This window comes from Bradyrhizobium sp. YR681 (genome assembly GCF_000282615.1).
In the GTDB taxonomy this organism is placed as follows: Bacteria; Pseudomonadota; Alphaproteobacteria; order Rhizobiales; family Xanthobacteraceae; genus Bradyrhizobium.
The window spans coordinates 15,919-31,353 of the sequence record NZ_AKIY01000019.1 but is presented as its reverse complement, the minus strand read 5'-3'; the positions used below and the strand labels follow the sequence as shown (position 1 = coordinate 31,353).

Sequence of the window (15,435 nt, the reverse complement as noted above, 5' to 3'; positions counted from 1 at the left end):
ATCATCACAATCACAGGAGGCGAATATGGCGAAAGCGACCAATGCCGCGATGATCGCGGACTGCACCGAGCGGTGGGCAAATGTTCGCGTCGATGCCAAATGGCAGGCGTCGATCGACGAGACTGCGGCGCGGCTGTGCGCGCCGGTCAACAGGGCGCGGTTCAAGGCGGTGGAGAAGGCCGAGGGCGTACCGTGGTACATCGTCGGCATCATCAAGGAGCGCGAGGCCGGCGCCGACCCCGGCTTCAAGCGGTCGATCGCGCAGGGCGATGCCTGGTCGGCGCCGTCGCGCAACGTGCCGAAGGGCAGGGGCCCGTTCACCAGCTGGGAGGCGGCCGCCCATGATGCCCTGGTCGATTGCGCACCGTTCGCGGGGCGCTGGCGGGACTGGTCGATCGGCGGCGCCCTAACGATCCTGATGAAATACAACGGCGTCGGCTATTTCGTGCGCAACATGCCGTCGCCCTATCTCTGGTCCAAGACCAATCAGTACATCAAGGGCAAGTTCGTCCGCGATGGCGTGCTCGATCCCGACTTCGTGGATCAGCAGATTGGCTGCGCTGCGCTGCTGATCGCGATGCAGAAGCTGGATTCCAGCATCGTGTTTGCGCCGGCCGGGGCGCCGGCGCGCGCCACGGAGAAGCCGCCGGCGTCGATCGTGCTCGATGCCACCAAGGGCGCGCGCAAGACGCGTGCGGGTGCCGCGACGGTCGGCGTCGGCAGCGGTGCCGCCGAGGCCGGCAAGACGACGTCCGGAACGCAAGCCTCGTCGACGCCGGTGGTGCCGTCCATCGCGACCTACAGCGTCATCGGCGTGGCCGTCGCCATCGCCATCGCCGCGACCGTCCTGATCAGCCGCAAGACGCGCGCGATCGAGGCGATCTGGTAGCGGCCCCTCAACTCACGAAAGCATCACAATGCCAAATCCTCACGCCGGCTTGCCGCGCGCGTTCGATCTGTCGCGTCTCGGCTATTTCGCTGACTTCGTCCTGGTGCCGCCCGCAGCGCTGTTGTTGCTTGCGGGCGCGCTGTGGCGCGGTCTTCCCTGGCCTGTGCTGCTGGCGGCGCTCGCCGCCGGAATGTTCGCCTGGACCCTGGCGGAATACTGGATTCATCGCAGCGTCTTCCATGGGGCGAACCGCTTCGCCGCGATGCACGATCTGCACCACGCGCTGCCCAAGGACATGATCGGCGTCGCCAGCTGGGGGAGTCTTGCGAGTTTCGCCCTGATCTGCTGCGGCCTGGCCGTCGTGGTCGGCTGGGATCTGGCGTCCGTGCTGACCGCGGGGCTGATGCTCGGCTATCTGTTTTACTGCGTCATCCATGTTTGCATGCACCACAACGGCGCCCGCGGCTTTGGCCGCTATGGCGCGCTGATGCTGCGGCTGCATCGCGGCCACCATCGCGGCGGCCGCGGCAATTACGGCGTGTCGTCGCCGCTCTGGGACATCGTGTTCCGCACCTATCATCCCGTCAATTAGGAGGCTACCGTGACGCTGTTTACTGCTGTCCTGTTCGCGCTCGTCGTTCTGGCGCTGGTCTATGCGTTGTGGTTGCGGCCCTGGCTGAAGTGCCAGGCATGGGCGAGCGGCTTCTTTGCCTGGATCGAGCCGATCGAGCTGCGGCTCTACAAGAAATCCGAAACCATCCTCGTCGGGCGACTGCTCGAATTCGGCGGGCTGTTCGTGACCGTCTATGACAGTGCGGCCACCTTCGTGACGTCGCTGGACCTGACGCCGCTCACGACGCGCGCGCTCGACGCGCTGGCGATCCCGCCCGATATGCGTGGCCTGGCCGTGACGGCCTTCCTCGCGTTTCTCGGTCGCGTCATTACCTGGCTGCGGGCGCAGACCACCAAGCCGCTCGAGCTGGTTGCAGCGTCGGATGCCAATCTGAGCGTGGCGGCCTCGGCGGCAGTCGCGCAGGCCGATGCCGCCAAGGACCAGGCCGTCCGCCTGGTGTCGGGGAGCTAGCGCCATGGGATGGTTTGCAAGGTTTCTCGGCAGCACCGCGTTGAGCGGTCTCAACATGCTGTTCGGCACGGTCGGCAAGACCGTGACCGATATCCATGCCGACAACACCACGCGGCAGAAAAACGAAAACGATGCCGGGAACCAGCTTGCCGGCGGCTACGTCCAGGGTGCGACCAGTGCCGGCGCACAGCGCGCCGACGTGCAGAAGTCGCAGGGGGCATGGGGACCGTTCGGGCTTGCCGGTTTCGTCATCGCGATGGCGTTCGCATTTCATGTCGTGATGGTGGTCGCCGACTCCAGCGCCTGGCTGCTGGTGCCGACCATGAAATGGTACGTGCTGCCCTGGCTGGACTGGCAGCCGCACGTTGTCGGTTCCTGGCACATCGCGACGCTGCCGGGGCGTTTCGAGGACACCGAGCACGAGATCCTCAAGGCGCTGTTCTATGTCGGGCCGCCCTCGGCCGCGGTCGCGGTGCTGGCAAAGGCGTTCAGCCGATGACGGGCGATCTCCACCGCCCGGAATATCCTCAGATCACCCGCGCCCAATGGGCGGTGCTCAGTGCGTGGACCGACCAGCGCTGCGAGAACATGATGGAGGCGGCCGACTTCGTCGCGGATCTGTCTCCGGAGGCCAAGGACTTTCTCAAGGGCGCCGACGGCGACAAGATTAAGCAGCTGAACGAGCAGCTTGCGTTCTATTCCGCGTCGAGAACGATCTGGCGCTTTCTCTGGATCGGCGGGGGTGTGGTGCTCGGCATCGTCGTCGGCGTCTCGCAACTGGTGAAGGCGTTCGGCGATCATTTCACGGTCAAGTTCAAATGATCGGGCGGGCTATCCTGGCCGCTGCTCTGTGTGCGGCCGCGCCTTCGCGTGCGGCCGATGTCGATCCCTATGCCTGCTTTGGCTGGGCGCGGTATGCGGCCATGAGCGAGGGGTTCCGCTGCTCGGATCTGCCGGCGTTCTGCGCCGGCGCCCGCGCGCTGCTCGCCGAGGCTGGGGGCAGCAGGGCCGTCGCCGAGCAGCTCGCGCGCGGGCGCGGGTACAGCCGCATGTCGGTCATGCTGGCGAAGCGGTTCTGTCGCTGAGATCCGCGCCGGGCGGTTTCCCGGCCAACAAGTGAGGCAACTATGAGCAATGTCAGCAGCGCCTCTGACGGGCGCGTGATCAACAACACGATGCGTCACCAGTATCGTGTCCTGTCGGATGCGGAGAAAGCGCAGATGCTCGCGATCAAGGACAAGGGCGGGGAGTTTCTCGCGCTGATCAATGATCTGCGAACGCCGTTGCAGCCGCTGCCCTCGGTCGAGGGCTCGGCACCGATGGCGATCGGCTGCTTCGATCGCGAATTGAACATCGCGGCCGAGCGCGTCGAGGAGGCCGTCATGTGGGCGGTCAAGCACATTACCGCCTGAGAATTCGTCCGCGTTCGCCTCCCGGACGGATAGCCGTCCGGCCCCTGGATGTCTCCCTGGAGCCGGCCGGTTGGCCCGGCGCGCTGATCCGGCGCGCCGGGCCTCTTTGTTCCGGGGTGTCCTGATGAATGCCTGCGACTGCGGGTTGCACATTTGGGGGTTGATCGACTATGATTCTTCCCGGCGGGGACGAATGATGCATTCTCACGACGAGATGGAAAAGATCTGCCTCGACCTGGCGAGGGACGCCGATCCGGATTCGGCGTCGGCTTTGCGCGTGGTCGCACAAAACTATCGGGTCTCGTCGCCTCCGGCGCCGCAGGATCAGTCGTTTGAGTTTCGCTTCAAGATCATGCTGATCTTCGTCGGCGTGTTTTATGTGCTCTTCTGGACGCCGCTTTTCTTGCTGCTGCGTGACTCGCCGTTGCGTGTGAACGTTCCCAAGGGCGCGATCGTGGAGCAGCTCGGCAGCTGGGACCCCTCGGCGGACGGACGCTACAGTACCCGAACCTACAAGTTCGCGCGTTCCAAGACCTACCTTGCAGACCCTGCGCCGCTGCTGGTGTTTGAAAACGACGTGCAGTTGCCAGCCGGCAATTACGAGTTCGAGGCGCTCGTTCCGGAGAACGTCTGGCGGTATGTCACACTGACCACGAGCGACGGCAGCGATCCCCGGTTCAACGGGCGGCGCTATTACGTCGTGCTGCCCTGAATCTTGCTGGCGCGGGCTTCTCGTCAGCGAATAACCCGATACGCCTTCACCCGCTTTCGCCGAGGCTCCGGCGCCGGCGGTGGCTTGCCGGCATTGAGCGCGCGCACCATGCCGATGCGGGCGATCATGGTGTCGCCGCCGCGCTCGGCGACCAGCAGCAGGGCCTCGGTTGCCGCCTGCCATTCCGGCCTTTGCTGCGTCGCCTTCGGCAGGGCGGCAATGTAATTGCCGGCATCAAGCAGGGTCAGCAGCGCGCGGCCATCGGGCAGCGCGATCGGCGCGTCGAACGCAGCGGACCAGCCCATGCTTCAGCCGCCCGTGCCCATCGTGGGGGCGTCGAAATCGGGCCGCACGTCGGCGCTGTGCTGGCCGCATGCGGTGCAGGCGAGCCGGGACTCGATGTCGGACAGGCGGACATCGTCCGGCCATCTGTCGACGTCCTGCGCGCTCAGCCTGACCATGCGGCGGCAGAGCGGATTGGTGCAGTAGATCAGCAGGCGGCGGGTGCCGCCCATGCCTGCGCGCATCTCGCCGAGCGTGATTTTCTGGCCGCGGCTTGCGGTGTCCATCGCGCGGGTCCGCCGGCGCACGGTCATGCGGTTGCCGTCCGGGCTGCGACCATGTGCAGCGGTGCCGGCAGCTGCATTCCCGGCGCCAGCGCGATCCGCTCGATATATTTCAGCTTGAGGTCCAGGCCGTGGCCGTCGCCGTATTTCGGCTTTTTGGTGTCGTGGCCCATCAGCTCGTCCTTGAGCTCGTCCGCTGCCTCGGTCTCGCGCAGCCGGTCCTTGAAGCCGTGCCGCAGCGAATAGAGCGTGTGCCGGTCGCTTTCCTTGAGCCCGTGCTCGTCCAGGAACTTGTTCGCTGTCTTCGAAAACACATCGCCATTGTCGCGGTAGCGCGGGAAGCCGTCGGGGAATTGCCGCATCGCTTCCAGCGAGACGCCGACCAGCGGAATGTCGCGGTAGGAAAACTCGGTCTTGAGCACGCGTTCGTCGGGGCGCACCTGGATGTGCGGAATGGGGTGGTCGAGCCGGATATGGGCGGCGCGCAGGTTGATCACCTCGGACGGCCTGGCGCCGGTGTTGACCATCACCAGCAGCGCCGCGCGCTCCTCCTCGTTCATGGTCGCCAGCGCACCTGGCGCGAGCAGGCGGTTGACAATCCACCAGGCCGAGAACGGCGGCCGCGGCCGCGACCCTTCGCCCTCGAGCCGCAGCCCGGCAAAGATCGGTTCCAGCGGCAGCCTGTGCCGGCGTGCGACGGATGTCAGCATGCCGGTGATGTGGGTGAGGTTGCGGTTGGCGGTCTCGGCGACGACCTGGCCGTCGACGACGCGGTCGGCCCAATGATCCATGAAGGTCAGCGCGTCGTCGCGGCTGAGGCGGTCGATGGCCTTGTCGCCGACAATGTCGACCAGCTGCGCGATGGCGCGGACCTTGCCGTTGCGCCACTTCTTGCGCTGGCCTTTCGAGAACCGCGCCAGCAGGGTTTTCCGGACCACCTCGAATTCGGCGACGAGGCCGGACAACAGGATCTGCGGCAGCGGCACGCCGCCGACCGCGGCCGCGACGGTCGCGGGGTCGTGGCGGCGGTCGCCGATCTCCAGCACGGCCAGGCGGCGGTGGATGTCGTCGATGGATTCCCGGACCACGTCCTCGATCGGCTTGTAGGACAGCTCCAGGGCGCGCGCCCGCTCGCGGGCATCGTCGAGCGCCAGGACAGCGTCGCGCGATCCCTGGCCGGCCCTGGCGTTCCATGAGGCCTCCAGATCGATCTCGATCTGGCGGGCCTTGCGGGCGGCCTTCACGCCGGCTCGATCGTCCTTGATCTTGATCCCGGTCGAGATCCGGATGTTGACGCGCGGCTCGACGGCTTCGAATTCCGGCGGCCGCCGGCGCACGTAAATCCAGACCCCGCCGCGCCGTCCCAGCCGCTCCGGCATTTCCGTCTTGCTCCACAGTCTGCTACACAGAAACTGCCACAGGCCGGGGGTAAAAAGCGAACGAAATCTGAGATGTGCAATTTTTTCAACAGCTTGGCCTTCCAGCGGCACGCGCCGCTAGGGAGCGCCACCGGGCCGGGCTAGAACCGGTCGCATGCGTGCTCCTTTTCTCATCCTGATCCCGCTCTTGGCGACCTCCGCGACCGCGGCCGAGAGCCTGCGCCTTCCGGCCGCCGGGGCGCCCCAGGCGGGCAAGACGCTGCCGTTGAAGGGCACGGCCGGGGCCGCGAGGGCGGGCTCCTGCGCTGCCTATGGCCGCGGCTTCCATATGGTCGAGGCGACCGGCACCTGCGTGAAGATCGGCGGCTCGGTCAGCATCGAGACCACGGTCCGGCGGTAAGCCGACATGCCGCCCGACCTGATGCGGCCCGACATCATCGTTCCCTTCGTGATGTATTGCGCGCTGCTGTGGTGGGTCGGGCGCGGCCTGAGCTGGACGGCAAAGCTCGCCACCGCGGCGGTGACGCTGGTGCTGATCATCTGCGTGCTGCTGGTCGAGCGCGGCTGACGCTAGGGCCAAACCAAAAAAGTAAAAAACAACCCCATGCACAGTAGCCGTCAAGTGTGACAGCGACGATGAACGCCGGCGCGGAAACGGCGATTCATCGCGGCATCGTCGAGCTTTAAGCCGCGCCGGAGCGTCACGACATCGGCGGTGCGACGAATTGTGCAAATCCACTCCGCTTGCCGAGCTCGGCGAGCCAGCGGGTCAGGTGCGGCTGTGCTGGCCGGGTGATGCCCTCGACGCCGAGCCAGCGCCGCGCATAGGATCCGACAGCGATGTCGGCGAGCGTGAACTGGTCGCCGTCCATGAAGCGGCGCGAGCTCAGCAGGCGGTCGGCGATGGCCCAGACCTCGGCGGCGGCGTCGGCATCCTTCTGCACCTGGATCATGTCGCGCTCGGCGGGCGCCGTGCGCACGATGCCCCAGAACACCGGCCGGTCCACCGGCTGCACCATCGACAACGTCCAGTCGAGCCAGCGGTCGACGCTCGCGCGCAATTTCGGCGCCTCCGGATAGATCGGCGTGCCGCGCCCATGCGCGAGGCAGAGATAGCGCAGGATCGAATTGGACTCCCACAGCACGTAGTCGCCCTCGACCAGCGTCGGGATCCGCGCATTGGGGTTCATCGCGAGATAGTCGGCCTCGCGGGTCTTGCCGAACGCCATGCCGGCGTCGATGCGCTCGTAGGGCAGCTCGAGCTCGGTGAGGCACCACAGCACTTTCTGCACGTTGACCGAATTGGCGCGGCCCCAGATCGTGAGCTTGGTGTCCGGCATGAAGTCCTCCCGCGGCGCTTTTCGGTGTCGTAGCCCGGATCGAGCGCAGCGCAATCCGGGGTGCTTCGGCGGTAACGGTCCCGGATTACGCTGCGCTCCATCCGGGCTACAAGGCCTCGTCGCGCGGGTGATAGCGGAATTTGCTGACACGAGCGATGCGCATTACGGCGCGCCCCTCATGCAAAAAGCTCCGCAAGAGGCGGAGCTTTCATTGCAGGTTGAACCAGGCGCTCAGCGGCCGAAGAACAGCCACAGCAGAAGGATCACCGGGATCGGCACGCCCAGCATCCACAACAACAATCCTCGTCCCATTGCGTCCTCCTCCAATTGCATTGTCGAGGAGTGAACGCGCGCGGCGAGGGCTTTGTTCCTGCCCAAATGGCCTACCAATGGCCGGTATTCGGCATCGAGGCCCACGGCTCCGCCGGCGCCTTCGGCTCGCCCTTCTGCAAGAGCTCGATCGAGTGCAGATCGGGCGAGCGGACGAAGGCCATGTTGCCGTCGCGCGGCGGCCGGTTGATGGTGACGCCGGCCTTTTGCAGCTGCGCGCAGGTCGCGTAGATGTCGTCGACCTCATAGGCGAGATGGCCGAAGAAGCGGTCCTCGCCATAGGTCTCCTCATCCCAATTGTAGGTGAGCTCGACCAGCGGCGCGCCGCGCGTCTGCGGCTGCTTCTTCAGCGCCTCGAGATCGTCCGACGAGCACAGGAAGACCAGCGTGAAGCGCCCCTTGTCGTTCTCGATCCGCCGCACCTCCTTGAGCCCCAGCGCATCCTGGTAAAACTTCAGCGCGACATCGAGATTGCGCACGCGCAGCATGGTGTGGAGGTAACGCATGGGTGGGGCTCCCTTGAACGGTGGGGTTTTGGTTTGGGCCGGGACGGCGGGGGAGAGATAGCAGGAAAGTGGTGGAAGGGGCAGGGGCAACGCGACGAGGAGAAGCAGGCCGGCCAAGCATCGGCTCGCAACGCTTTGAGAGATTCAGCCTCGGACATTTCTATCTTGCGCCTCATTCATGCATCCCATAGGTTGTATTGCATTCATCATGAGCTGGCTTGCACGCGGATAATTAAGGCCGGCAAGTTTCATGGATTTTTTTGCATGCTGCGCCTGTTTTGTTTTGCATTTTTCGCTGCTGTTTCGCTTGGGCTGCCGACCCCTTCGCACGCTCAGGGACTCCAGGTCTTGTGGATCGATCCGGTGCAGGGACCGATATGTGCCGGTCCCCTGGGGCCGGGGCCCTGCCAAGCCGTGGCCCAATGGATTGCAACTCACGGCGGCCAATCAGTCGGCATTCCTCTGCCGAACTCTCAGCCGACGATATTGCCAGTGCCTCCCACCGGAGGAACGCTGCCAATCGCCGGGATACCGCCGCTCGATGCATCGGTCGCGTCCGGCGCAGTGTCCGGTGCTATCCAGTGCGCGCAAATGACGGCCCAGGACCGACAGCCCGACGTCGACAAATTCTTGGTTTGCACGAAAGGTGCGTTGGTCCTTAACCAGGACAGTGCCTTGCTGCTGAGCTGCGTCGAACAGGCGAACGGCAATACCGGAAATCTTGCCCAATGCGCGGGTAGAGGCATCATCGGCTCGAAGCTTTCGCCGAGTCAGATAAAAGCGGTGAACTGCGCTGCCGAGAACTCCGATGACGCTGACGGCTTCGCACGTTGTTTGGCCAACGGGATGTTGGCGGACCGATTGACCCCGCAGCAACGTCAACTCCTGGACTGCGCCATGAACAATGACGTGAAGAGCGCGGAGTTCGCGGGTTGCTCCGTTCGGGCCTTGTTTGGAAATCGTATGTCGCCGGAAGCTAGCGCCGCAGTTGATTGCGCGGTGCAGTCACAAGGGGATGTTCAGCAATTCGGGGCATGCGCTGCGAACAAATATCTGCGCCTGAACCTGAATCCTGAACAGCAGATCGCAGTGCAATGCGTTGTGTCGAGCGGCGGGCAGCCCTATGTCGCGGCCGGTTGCGCGGCGTCCCGGTTGACCGTCCGAGAGCTCACCAAATGCGTAGAGCGTGGCATCGGTGGCGATGGATGCTTTGGCGACAACAATGACCTTATCGGAAGAAAAGGCTTCGTGGTGCGCAACATAGCGGCTCTTGCCGGCGGACCAAATTCCATGATCAACGATCCGGGGCAGGTGCTCGGCGGACCCAACTCCGTCTTCAACAACCCGAAGCAGATCCTAGGCGGTCCGAATTCCGTCCCCAACCAGATCCTTCGTAACGTTCCGTCACCGCCACCGATCGCAGTTGGGAAGGTTGGCAATCATCGGGTCTGCATACCCTGGTGCTGAAGGAATTCAGGTTACGGTGGCAGAGTACTCGATTGTTCCTGCCGAGCATTGACCGAAGCTGCTGGCTGCGACTGAAGGCGCTAGCTGGCAAGTTTGTATTGTCACCTAAATTTAGAGTTTCGTGCCGTCCAGCACTGTCACCGTAATCCGCACAGCATCGGAAGCAGCCGTACCCTAAAGTGCCATCAATATGCCCGTGTCGAGGCGCCTCCTTCGGCATTTTCCAAGTGGCGATGGATGTTTCCCGAGAGCAGAAGTTGGCATGAAGCGATATTTCGACCAGCTCGGCTCCTGGCGTTAAAGCGATCGGCGTGCTTGCCCGACTTATCCGAACGAACGTGCGGTCGACCGAAGCCACCCCAGAGGCGTAGCAGAGTGGGATGAAAACCCATTACTTCTTTGCCGTCAGCCTATCGAAACGTACCTACCTTGCGGTGCAAGCATCAGTACCGATGGTGTCTGGGCAATCAGGGCTGCGGTCTTGATCGTTGTTGTCATCGCCATTGCGCTCTAACTTGATTTGCGGAAGGAGGCTAGGCGGATTCGAAGGCGATCTCGCGGCTTCTCGAGTGCTTGCGACGGCCGCCTTATTGAATCGCTCTAAGTTACTCTCGGTAATCCGCGTAGTTGAGCTTCAAACCCGTAATCTTTTCTGTGAGACCTTTCAGATCGTAACCGCTGTTCTTCCTGTTGCCTTTCGAATATCGAAGTATTCTCGTAACCAATCCCTTTTTCTCCAGGCTCGTCAGATTTCGCTGCACCGTGCGCGGGTCTTTGCCCATTCGTGTCGCGATGAGTGTCTTAGAAGGAAACGGAAGTCGTTCCTTGTCCCACCAATAGCAAATTAGGTGCAGAAGCACGTTCATCTCGTTCGGCGAAAGCGCAAGCCGATCCTGATTATAGAGCAACGTGTTCGGGACTATCGTAAATCCGCTCCGCATGACTTGGTCACCCCAACGGCTGACCGCCTTCGAATCGCGTGGATGACGGCGCGGCGGACGATTCCGTAGTGGGCGGCGAGTTCGAATTCGTCTGCCTTTTTTTGCCATTTGCTTCCCGAACTGTGTGGCAGGGATCTGCTCACCTAGACCGCTGGGGTTGGGGGGGTTGTAAGGGGGGGAGGGGAGAGCGGTCTTCCCTGCCCCCAATTACTTTGTAGTATGTATCCGTCCATTGGGGTCTTCTTTGGAAGACAACCATGTCACCCTATTGGTTGCCGAACCCAGGACATGCACGTCTCCTTAAAATGCTTCGTGAACTGACGTTTTGATAGTAGATTTCTCGCAAGTTCCGGAACGAAATTTCTAGCAAAAACCCAAACCGAAGGAGGGTAAGATGGCGCTCTACGCGACTATCGCCATCCTCCACGTTGGCCTGGTCATCGCCTATGGGGCGTTGGCCTGGACCCACGTGGCCGGGTGACGAAGGACCACGAAGCACCCTCCGCGATCCCCGTCGCGGAGGGTGCTTTGGCGTCGGCAGGTAAGCAGAAGCCCTCCAAAGAGGGCTCGCCCAGCGCCGAGGGTGGGGAGGAGACGCCGAACCTCTACAAACTACCAGACGTTGGTGATGCGGCATGGCCCGTCTTGCTCGTGTCGTCATCCCCGGTCATCCGCACCATGTCACCCAGCGCGGCAACGGCCGGGCGCGTACGTTCTTCGAGGGCGGCGACTATGCGCTCTATCGCGACCTGCTCGTGGCGAATTGCAAAGCCGCAGGCGTTGCGGTGTGGGCTTGGTGTCTGATGCCGAACCACGTCCATCTCGTTCTAGTGCCGTCCAATCCCGACGGTCTGCGCCGCGCTGGCGCGCGTGCATCGAAGCTATGCCGGAACCATTCAGGCGCGACGCAAGCGCACCGGCCAATTCTGGCAGGGGCGGTTTGGCGCCGTCGCCATGGACGAAGCCTTATCTTGCGGCGGCGCTACGCTACGTCTCGCTCAACCCCGTGCGCGCGCGTCTGGTGAAGCGGGCACGGGATTGGCGGTGGTCGAGCACGCGGGCGCATCTGCACGGCAGGGACGACGGCTTCACCGCGCTGGCGCCCGTCCGGGACCGCTTCCCGCACTTTGCCGATCTGCTGACGACCGAGCCGGAGGCGGATCTGTTCGACGCTTTGCGTACGGCGGAGAGCATCGGCAGGCCGCTCGGCGACGACCGCTTTCTCGCCCGCATCGAACGCCAGACCAAGCGGGTTCTGAGACCGGGCAAGCGCGGGCCCAAGCCGTCCGTGCCGGAAGAAGAATGAGCTTCGGCCGGTATTAATGCACGGTCACCGCAATCTACCGCAATCTGGATGATCTCCGTTCGCTGGAACGTTGAGGTGCCGCAGGGGATGGTTCCGATGGCCATGCCAGCATCGCAAGGTCTATCATTCTGCGAAGCTCTCCGGACGCGGCGCCGGCTTGCGGCAAGTTCATCATGGCCTGCAACACGCCGAGGAAGTGCCATGACAGACCGGCGATGTCGGAATTGGGGGCCAATTCTCCGCTGGCGACCGCATCGCGCAGGATTTTGCTGAGGATGGCGCGCTGGCCCGAGACACCCTCCCGCGCGACCGCCTGGCTCGCGGGTGGCAGATCGGCCATTTCCATGCAGGATCGCGCGAGCATGCAGCCGGGCGGGCGCGCCGACTTGCCCTCTCTGGGCAGGAATTCGTGAAAGAGAGCTTCGAGTTGCTGGCGCTTCGTACCGGCTTGAACCGCGCCCATCCGCTTCAGCACGCGCTTGGTGTAGGTCGAAAGAACCTCCTGGAATAAGCCGTCCTTGTCCCGAAACCGCTTGTACATGCTCGAGCGCGACAGACCCATCGCCGTCGTGAGTTGATCGATCGACGATGCCGCGTAGCCGTGGCGCCAGAAGATCTCCATCGCGGAATGGATCACGGTGTCGTCATCGAATTGGGGCTTTCCGCTCATCGCATTCCCGCTTGACTTCATGGAACGATCGTTCCAAATATCTTGAACTGATCGTTCCAAGATACACGGAGATCCTCGATGTTCAAGTCCTCACGGCCCAACAACAGCCGCCCCCGGATCGCCGTCGCCGGCGCGACTGGCCGCGTTGGATCCGCGCTTCTTACGAGCCTGGTCTCCGTACCTCTCGATCTGGTGGCGTTGACCCGAAATCCGAACGCCCAACGCGTGCCCTCCGGTGTTTCTCTCGCGATGGTCGATTTCGATGTGCCGTCCAGTCTCGGGGACGCCTTGCGCGGTGCCGATCGGCTTTTTCTGGCCCATGGCACGTCGCCGCGTCAGGTTGCCAACGAGATTGCGCTGATCGACGCGGCCGTCGCCGAAGGCGTCGGCCAGATCGTGAAATTGTCCGCGATGGGCCCGCCCTCACGGTTGCACCCGATGGACTGGCACATGCAAATCGAGGCGCATCTTGCGACCCTCGACATCGGCTACACGGTCTTGCGGCCATCGGCTTTCGTCGACATCCTGGCGCGGGCCGGCGCTCAAATTGCCGAGGACGCCTGGGGTGGCGCGGCGGGCGATGGAGTGGTGAACCTGATCGACACCCGCGATGTCGCCGATGCCGCGCGCGTTGCTCTTCTGGACGATGCGCACCCGACTGCCCAGCGCGCCTATCACCTGACCGGGTCACGCGCGGTGAGCATGGCTGAGATCGCCGAAGAAGTCTCGAAACTGCTTGGTCGGACGGTCACATATCAGCAGCGGAGCGCCGCGGAGCAACGCGAAAAACTGCTCGCCTCGGGACTGAATGAATTTGTTGCTGACCTGTTGCTCGGACTGGATCGCCTCTTTCACGAGTCGGCGCTCGCTGAAACGACGTCAACGGTCGAGACATTGACGGGCCACGCACCGCGATCGGTCGCAGGCTGGCTGAGCGAAAACATCTCGAAGTTTCGGAAGTAGACCACGGAGCAAGGCGCCAGTTGAGGCACAAGCCACGCATTTCATGTTGCGGGCCCAAGCCGCCCGCACCGGAAGACGAGTGAGCTGCTGCCAAGATCTGGTGCACTGTCACCGTAATCCAGGCAGATTCGCATGACGCGCTGGCTTCGAAGGCTGGGAAAGATTGCGCGGGGTTGCAGGGGATGGCTAGCGCGTCCTGTTGCCAACGCAAGGCGCGGGGGCGCGCATGCGCAATCCTCTGTCCGCACGAGGACATGACACGACATGGCTTGGACATCGAAGAGGGGGCGCGGTGCGCGCGCGACAGTTACGTCGCGTGACTAGTTCACTTGGCTTGTTCGCTTGACTAGTTCACTTGGCGTAGCCCTGCGAACGGAGCCATGCGATCTTGCGATCGCCGTTGATCCAGTCGTCGGCATCCGCCTTGCTGGTGAATCCGGTGATCTCGCGCTGTTCGTGATCGGGGTAGTCCGCCAGGATCTTCCAGTTGTTGTCTGAGAGGCGGACGGTTTTGAAGGTCACTTTTGCTTTGGCCATGCCGCACTATGCAGGGAATTCTCGCAAAAGAGAACCCACCGCCGGCGAGAAAGCCGGGCACATGGCTCCAGCGCCAAGGGCAGGCCGGAAGGAACAGCGGGGCCCGCGCGGCGTTCGTCTGATATGACCGAACCCGAACCACTCCCGCTCATCATGGAAAGCTCGCTTCAGATCGCCTGGGATTACCTGGAGCGATCAGGCGAGATCACCGATCCGCAGCAGACGGCCGAAATCCTGTTGGGAAGCATCAAGACCCAGATCCTGAAGGGCGAAAGCCGGACCCTGATGCTCTCGAACAGGGCCATCGCAGCCGTCGAGCAGCACCGCAAGGCTGCCTGAGATCGCACGCCTCACCGCCAAGGTACGCGGCAGGCCTGCGGTATCTGATGCAGGGCTCGCGCGCGATCGGTGATTGGGCAAACATCAAAGACGTCTCGACGATGATCGCGGTGCCGACCGCGACCCATCGCAGACCAGGCCGTACAGGCGGCGCTCCAAATAAAGGCCTCCGGCGCCCCCTCAATGGGAACCCTGGTTCCCTTTGCGGCGTTGACGGTCATGGATACGATTGAAAAGATCATGCAGGCGTACGGGATGATGGTGAACCTGACGCAGGATCAGACCACTGATGCGCGCCAGCGCCTCAAGGTCTTTCTCGCCGGAAAACCCGAAGACACGCCGAAGCTCACGATCGAGGGCTTGAAGTTCTTGCGCGGAGAGCGCGTATCACGAACACGGCGCGCTCGATCCCCCGTGTAAAATCCGTCGCGGCCTCGGCGACGTCCCGAGCCTGCCGACCGACATGGTCACTCCCGGCAGGTTGAACCCCGCCGGAGGTGGGGCGACTAAACGCCATGGCCGCTGTCTTTGCAGAACTGCTGTTCGATCTCGTCGGAAGCCTCGCCGGTCACTGGCTGAAGCGGGCTGCATTGGCGGTCTGCGCGTGGCTCGAGCCGAAGATTCGCGGCCGTGCTGCGCGCTTTCTCGTGGGCGGCCTGCTCGGGCTCGCGGCCTATATCCTCATTCCTGTCTTCGCCGGGCTGCTGGGATTGTGATGCGCTCCGTGAAAACGAACCTCATCATCGCATTGGCCATCGGCGCGCTGGTCTCCTCGGTGCTCCTCGCCATCGAGCCGCTGACCGACTTCGCTTATCTTTCGCTGGAGTGGCCCGGCATCAGCGCGGCGTATTTGTTCTGGGGAGCCGTGGGAGGATCCAGCTTCGCGGGAATCGCCATTTGCTGGGTCGTGAACGCGCTCACCTACGGACTTTGTGCCTTCGCCATTCTTGTCGCGATCAGCGCTCTCAAGCTGCAGGCCGGGCCGAAGACCTGA

The 15,435-nt window shown here is 63.5% G+C and carries 25 protein-coding genes; 17 read left to right on the top strand and 8 right to left on the bottom strand.

Annotated features, from left to right (window positions below; all coding sequences use genetic code 11):
- Window positions 1-25 precede the first annotated feature (25 nt).
- The 8 genes from PMI42_RS38400 to PMI42_RS02845 all read left to right on the top strand — a co-directional run bounded on the left by PMI42_RS38400 (window position 26) and on the right by PMI42_RS02845 (window position 4,097).
- A complete protein-coding gene (locus tag PMI42_RS38400; RefSeq protein WP_008130436.1) occupies window positions 26-889 on the top strand; it encodes a hypothetical protein in 864 nt (287 codons plus the stop codon).
- A gap of 28 nt (window positions 890-917) precedes the next feature.
- On the top strand, window positions 918-1,481 hold the full coding sequence (locus PMI42_RS02875) for a sterol desaturase family protein (protein ID WP_008130435.1): 564 nt from the start codon (window positions 918-920) through the stop codon (window positions 1,479-1,481).
- A gap of 9 nt (window positions 1,482-1,490) precedes the next feature.
- Window positions 1,491-1,973 carry a hypothetical protein gene (locus PMI42_RS02870; protein WP_008130434.1) on the top strand — a complete coding sequence of 161 codons (483 nt, stop codon included), beginning with the start codon at window positions 1,491-1,493 and terminating at the stop codon, window positions 1,971-1,973.
- Between the two features lie 4 nt (window positions 1,974-1,977).
- Entirely contained in the window at window positions 1,978-2,472 is a 495-nt protein-coding gene (locus PMI42_RS02865; RefSeq protein ID WP_008130433.1) for a hypothetical protein, read from the top strand.
- Window positions 2,469-2,795, top strand: a complete 327-nt coding sequence (locus PMI42_RS02860) for a hypothetical protein (protein ID WP_008130432.1) — start codon at window positions 2,469-2,471, stop codon at window positions 2,793-2,795. Before PMI42_RS02865 ends, PMI42_RS02860 begins: the two co-directional genes overlap by 4 nt.
- Window positions 2,792-3,058 carry a hypothetical protein gene (locus tag PMI42_RS02855; protein ID WP_008130431.1) on the top strand — a complete coding sequence of 89 codons (267 nt, stop codon included), beginning with the start codon at window positions 2,792-2,794 and terminating at the stop codon, window positions 3,056-3,058. The genes PMI42_RS02860 and PMI42_RS02855 overlap by 4 nt, the downstream gene beginning before the upstream one ends.
- A 42-nt stretch (window positions 3,059-3,100) precedes the next feature.
- A complete protein-coding gene (locus PMI42_RS02850) occupies window positions 3,101-3,385 on the top strand; it encodes an Acb2/Tad1 domain-containing protein (protein WP_008130429.1) in 285 nt (94 codons plus the stop codon).
- 70 nt (window positions 3,386-3,455) lie between these two features.
- A complete protein-coding gene (locus PMI42_RS02845) occupies window positions 3,456-4,097 on the top strand; it encodes a hypothetical protein (RefSeq protein ID WP_157195702.1) in 642 nt (213 codons plus the stop codon).
- A gap of 23 nt (window positions 4,098-4,120) precedes the next feature.
- On the opposite strand, the gene PMI42_RS02840 is transcribed toward PMI42_RS02845, so the two are convergent.
- Genes PMI42_RS02840 through PMI42_RS02830 form a run of 3 tightly spaced genes read right to left on the bottom strand, consistent with a single transcriptional unit; the run spans window position 4,121 to window position 6,042 of the window.
- Window positions 4,121-4,402, bottom strand: a complete 282-nt coding sequence (locus PMI42_RS02840) for a hypothetical protein (protein ID WP_008130425.1) — start codon at window positions 4,400-4,402, stop codon at window positions 4,121-4,123.
- A gap of 3 nt (window positions 4,403-4,405) precedes the next feature.
- Window positions 4,406-4,693, bottom strand: coding sequence for a hypothetical protein (locus PMI42_RS02835; protein WP_008130423.1), 288 nt, complete (start codon window positions 4,691-4,693; stop codon window positions 4,406-4,408).
- Window positions 4,690-6,042, bottom strand: a complete 1,353-nt coding sequence (locus PMI42_RS02830) for a site-specific integrase (protein ID WP_008130421.1) — start codon at window positions 6,040-6,042, stop codon at window positions 4,690-4,692. The genes PMI42_RS02835 and PMI42_RS02830 overlap by 4 nt, the downstream gene beginning before the upstream one ends.
- 154 nt (window positions 6,043-6,196) lie before the next feature.
- Between PMI42_RS02830 and PMI42_RS02825 the strand changes: the two genes are divergently transcribed.
- Together PMI42_RS02825 and PMI42_RS39930 are read left to right on the top strand one after the other, a co-directional pair.
- A complete protein-coding gene (locus PMI42_RS02825) occupies window positions 6,197-6,442 on the top strand; it encodes a hypothetical protein (RefSeq protein WP_008130419.1) in 246 nt (81 codons plus the stop codon).
- A gap of 6 nt (window positions 6,443-6,448) precedes the next feature.
- Window positions 6,449-6,610 (top strand): hypothetical protein, encoded by a 162-nt coding sequence (locus PMI42_RS39930; protein WP_008130416.1) that lies wholly within the window; start codon window positions 6,449-6,451, stop codon window positions 6,608-6,610.
- Window positions 6,611-6,743: 133 nt separating this feature from the next.
- Here the strand turns inward: PMI42_RS39930 and PMI42_RS02820 are convergent, their stop codons facing one another.
- Window positions 6,744-7,382, bottom strand: coding sequence for a glutathione S-transferase family protein (locus PMI42_RS02820; protein ID WP_008130414.1), 639 nt, complete (start codon window positions 7,380-7,382; stop codon window positions 6,744-6,746).
- A 383-nt stretch (window positions 7,383-7,765) separates the two neighbouring features.
- Entirely contained in the window at window positions 7,766-8,218 is a 453-nt protein-coding gene (locus tag PMI42_RS02815; protein WP_008130408.1) for a VOC family protein, read from the bottom strand.
- Window positions 8,219-8,482: 264 nt separating this feature from the next.
- On the opposite strand from PMI42_RS02815, the gene PMI42_RS02810 reads away from it, so the two are divergent.
- Window positions 8,483-9,685 carry a hypothetical protein gene (locus tag PMI42_RS02810; protein WP_157195700.1) on the top strand — a complete coding sequence of 401 codons (1,203 nt, stop codon included), beginning with the start codon at window positions 8,483-8,485 and terminating at the stop codon, window positions 9,683-9,685.
- A 605-nt stretch (window positions 9,686-10,290) separates the two neighbouring features.
- On the opposite strand, the gene PMI42_RS40730 is transcribed toward PMI42_RS02810, so the two are convergent.
- Complete coding sequence (locus PMI42_RS40730) at window positions 10,291-10,626, bottom strand: helix-turn-helix domain-containing protein (RefSeq protein WP_008130405.1); 336 nt, start codon at window positions 10,624-10,626, stop codon at window positions 10,291-10,293.
- Window positions 10,627-11,566: 940 nt separating this feature from the next.
- Between PMI42_RS40730 and PMI42_RS40330 the strand changes: the two genes are divergently transcribed.
- Window positions 11,567-11,932, top strand: coding sequence for a hypothetical protein (locus tag PMI42_RS40330; protein ID WP_008130403.1), 366 nt, complete (start codon window positions 11,567-11,569; stop codon window positions 11,930-11,932).
- A 34-nt stretch (window positions 11,933-11,966) separates the two neighbouring features.
- On the opposite strand, the gene PMI42_RS02795 is transcribed toward PMI42_RS40330, so the two are convergent.
- The gene (locus tag PMI42_RS02795; RefSeq protein WP_202802800.1) at window positions 11,967-12,662 is read right to left on the bottom strand and encodes a TetR/AcrR family transcriptional regulator; all 696 of its coding nucleotides are present in this window, start codon (window positions 12,660-12,662) and stop codon (window positions 11,967-11,969) included.
- 18 nt (window positions 12,663-12,680) lie between these two features.
- Here PMI42_RS02795 and PMI42_RS02790 point away from each other — a divergent pair, with 18 nt between their 5' ends.
- On the top strand, window positions 12,681-13,565 hold the full coding sequence (locus PMI42_RS02790) for an SDR family oxidoreductase (protein ID WP_008130399.1): 885 nt from the start codon (window positions 12,681-12,683) through the stop codon (window positions 13,563-13,565).
- A gap of 351 nt (window positions 13,566-13,916) precedes the next feature.
- Here the strand turns inward: PMI42_RS02790 and PMI42_RS02785 are convergent, their stop codons facing one another.
- A complete protein-coding gene (locus PMI42_RS02785) occupies window positions 13,917-14,102 on the bottom strand; it encodes a hypothetical protein (protein ID WP_008130398.1) in 186 nt (61 codons plus the stop codon).
- A gap of 123 nt (window positions 14,103-14,225) precedes the next feature.
- Here PMI42_RS02785 and PMI42_RS02780 point away from each other — a divergent pair, with 123 nt between their 5' ends.
- The 4 genes from PMI42_RS02780 (at window position 14,226) to PMI42_RS02765 (ending at window position 15,435) form a co-directional block, all read left to right on the top strand.
- On the top strand, window positions 14,226-14,441 hold the full coding sequence (locus tag PMI42_RS02780) for a hypothetical protein (RefSeq protein WP_008130396.1): 216 nt from the start codon (window positions 14,226-14,228) through the stop codon (window positions 14,439-14,441).
- A 183-nt stretch (window positions 14,442-14,624) separates the two neighbouring features.
- On the top strand, window positions 14,625-14,861 hold the full coding sequence (locus tag PMI42_RS02775) for a hypothetical protein (protein ID WP_008130395.1): 237 nt from the start codon (window positions 14,625-14,627) through the stop codon (window positions 14,859-14,861).
- Window positions 14,862-14,956: 95 nt separating this feature from the next.
- Complete coding sequence (locus PMI42_RS02770) at window positions 14,957-15,157, top strand: hypothetical protein (protein WP_008130393.1); 201 nt, start codon at window positions 14,957-14,959, stop codon at window positions 15,155-15,157.
- Complete coding sequence (locus PMI42_RS02765) at window positions 15,157-15,435, top strand: hypothetical protein (RefSeq protein ID WP_008130392.1); 279 nt, start codon at window positions 15,157-15,159, stop codon at window positions 15,433-15,435. The genes PMI42_RS02770 and PMI42_RS02765 overlap by 1 nt, the downstream gene beginning before the upstream one ends.

Coding starts and splice junctions, on each gene's coding strand:
- PMI42_RS38400 (WP_008130436.1), top strand. CDS start 26: ATGGCGAAAGCGACCAATGCCGCGATGATCGCGGACTGCACCGAGCGG.
- PMI42_RS02875 (WP_008130435.1), top strand. CDS start 918: ATGCCAAATCCTCACGCCGGCTTGCCGCGCGCGTTCGATCTGTCGCGT.
- PMI42_RS02865 (WP_008130433.1), top strand. CDS start 1,978: ATGGGATGGTTTGCAAGGTTTCTCGGCAGCACCGCGTTGAGCGGTCTC.
- PMI42_RS02860 (WP_008130432.1), top strand. CDS start 2,469: ATGACGGGCGATCTCCACCGCCCGGAATATCCTCAGATCACCCGCGCC.
- PMI42_RS02855 (WP_008130431.1), top strand. CDS start 2,792: ATGATCGGGCGGGCTATCCTGGCCGCTGCTCTGTGTGCGGCCGCGCCT.
- PMI42_RS02850 (WP_008130429.1), top strand. CDS start 3,101: ATGAGCAATGTCAGCAGCGCCTCTGACGGGCGCGTGATCAACAACACG.
- PMI42_RS02840 (WP_008130425.1), bottom strand. CDS start 4,402: ATGGGCTGGTCCGCTGCGTTCGACGCGCCGATCGCGCTGCCCGATGGC.
- PMI42_RS02835 (WP_008130423.1), bottom strand. CDS start 4,693: ATGACCGTGCGCCGGCGGACCCGCGCGATGGACACCGCAAGCCGCGGC.
- PMI42_RS02830 (WP_008130421.1), bottom strand. CDS start 6,042: ATGCCGGAGCGGCTGGGACGGCGCGGCGGGGTCTGGATTTACGTGCGC.
- PMI42_RS02825 (WP_008130419.1), top strand. CDS start 6,197: ATGCGTGCTCCTTTTCTCATCCTGATCCCGCTCTTGGCGACCTCCGCG.
- PMI42_RS39930 (WP_008130416.1), top strand. CDS start 6,449: ATGCCGCCCGACCTGATGCGGCCCGACATCATCGTTCCCTTCGTGATG.
- PMI42_RS02820 (WP_008130414.1), bottom strand. CDS start 7,382: ATGCCGGACACCAAGCTCACGATCTGGGGCCGCGCCAATTCGGTCAAC.
- PMI42_RS02815 (WP_008130408.1), bottom strand. CDS start 8,218: ATGCGTTACCTCCACACCATGCTGCGCGTGCGCAATCTCGATGTCGCG.
- PMI42_RS02810 (WP_157195700.1), top strand. CDS start 8,483: ATGCTGCGCCTGTTTTGTTTTGCATTTTTCGCTGCTGTTTCGCTTGGG.
- PMI42_RS40730 (WP_008130405.1), bottom strand. CDS start 10,626: ATGCGGAGCGGATTTACGATAGTCCCGAACACGTTGCTCTATAATCAG.
- PMI42_RS02790 (WP_008130399.1), top strand. CDS start 12,681: ATGTTCAAGTCCTCACGGCCCAACAACAGCCGCCCCCGGATCGCCGTC.
- PMI42_RS02785 (WP_008130398.1), bottom strand. CDS start 14,102: ATGGCCAAAGCAAAAGTGACCTTCAAAACCGTCCGCCTCTCAGACAAC.
- PMI42_RS02780 (WP_008130396.1), top strand. CDS start 14,226: ATGACCGAACCCGAACCACTCCCGCTCATCATGGAAAGCTCGCTTCAG.
- PMI42_RS02775 (WP_008130395.1), top strand. CDS start 14,625: ATGGGAACCCTGGTTCCCTTTGCGGCGTTGACGGTCATGGATACGATT.
- PMI42_RS02770 (WP_008130393.1), top strand. CDS start 14,957: ATGGCCGCTGTCTTTGCAGAACTGCTGTTCGATCTCGTCGGAAGCCTC.
- PMI42_RS02765 (WP_008130392.1), top strand. CDS start 15,157: ATGCGCTCCGTGAAAACGAACCTCATCATCGCATTGGCCATCGGCGCG.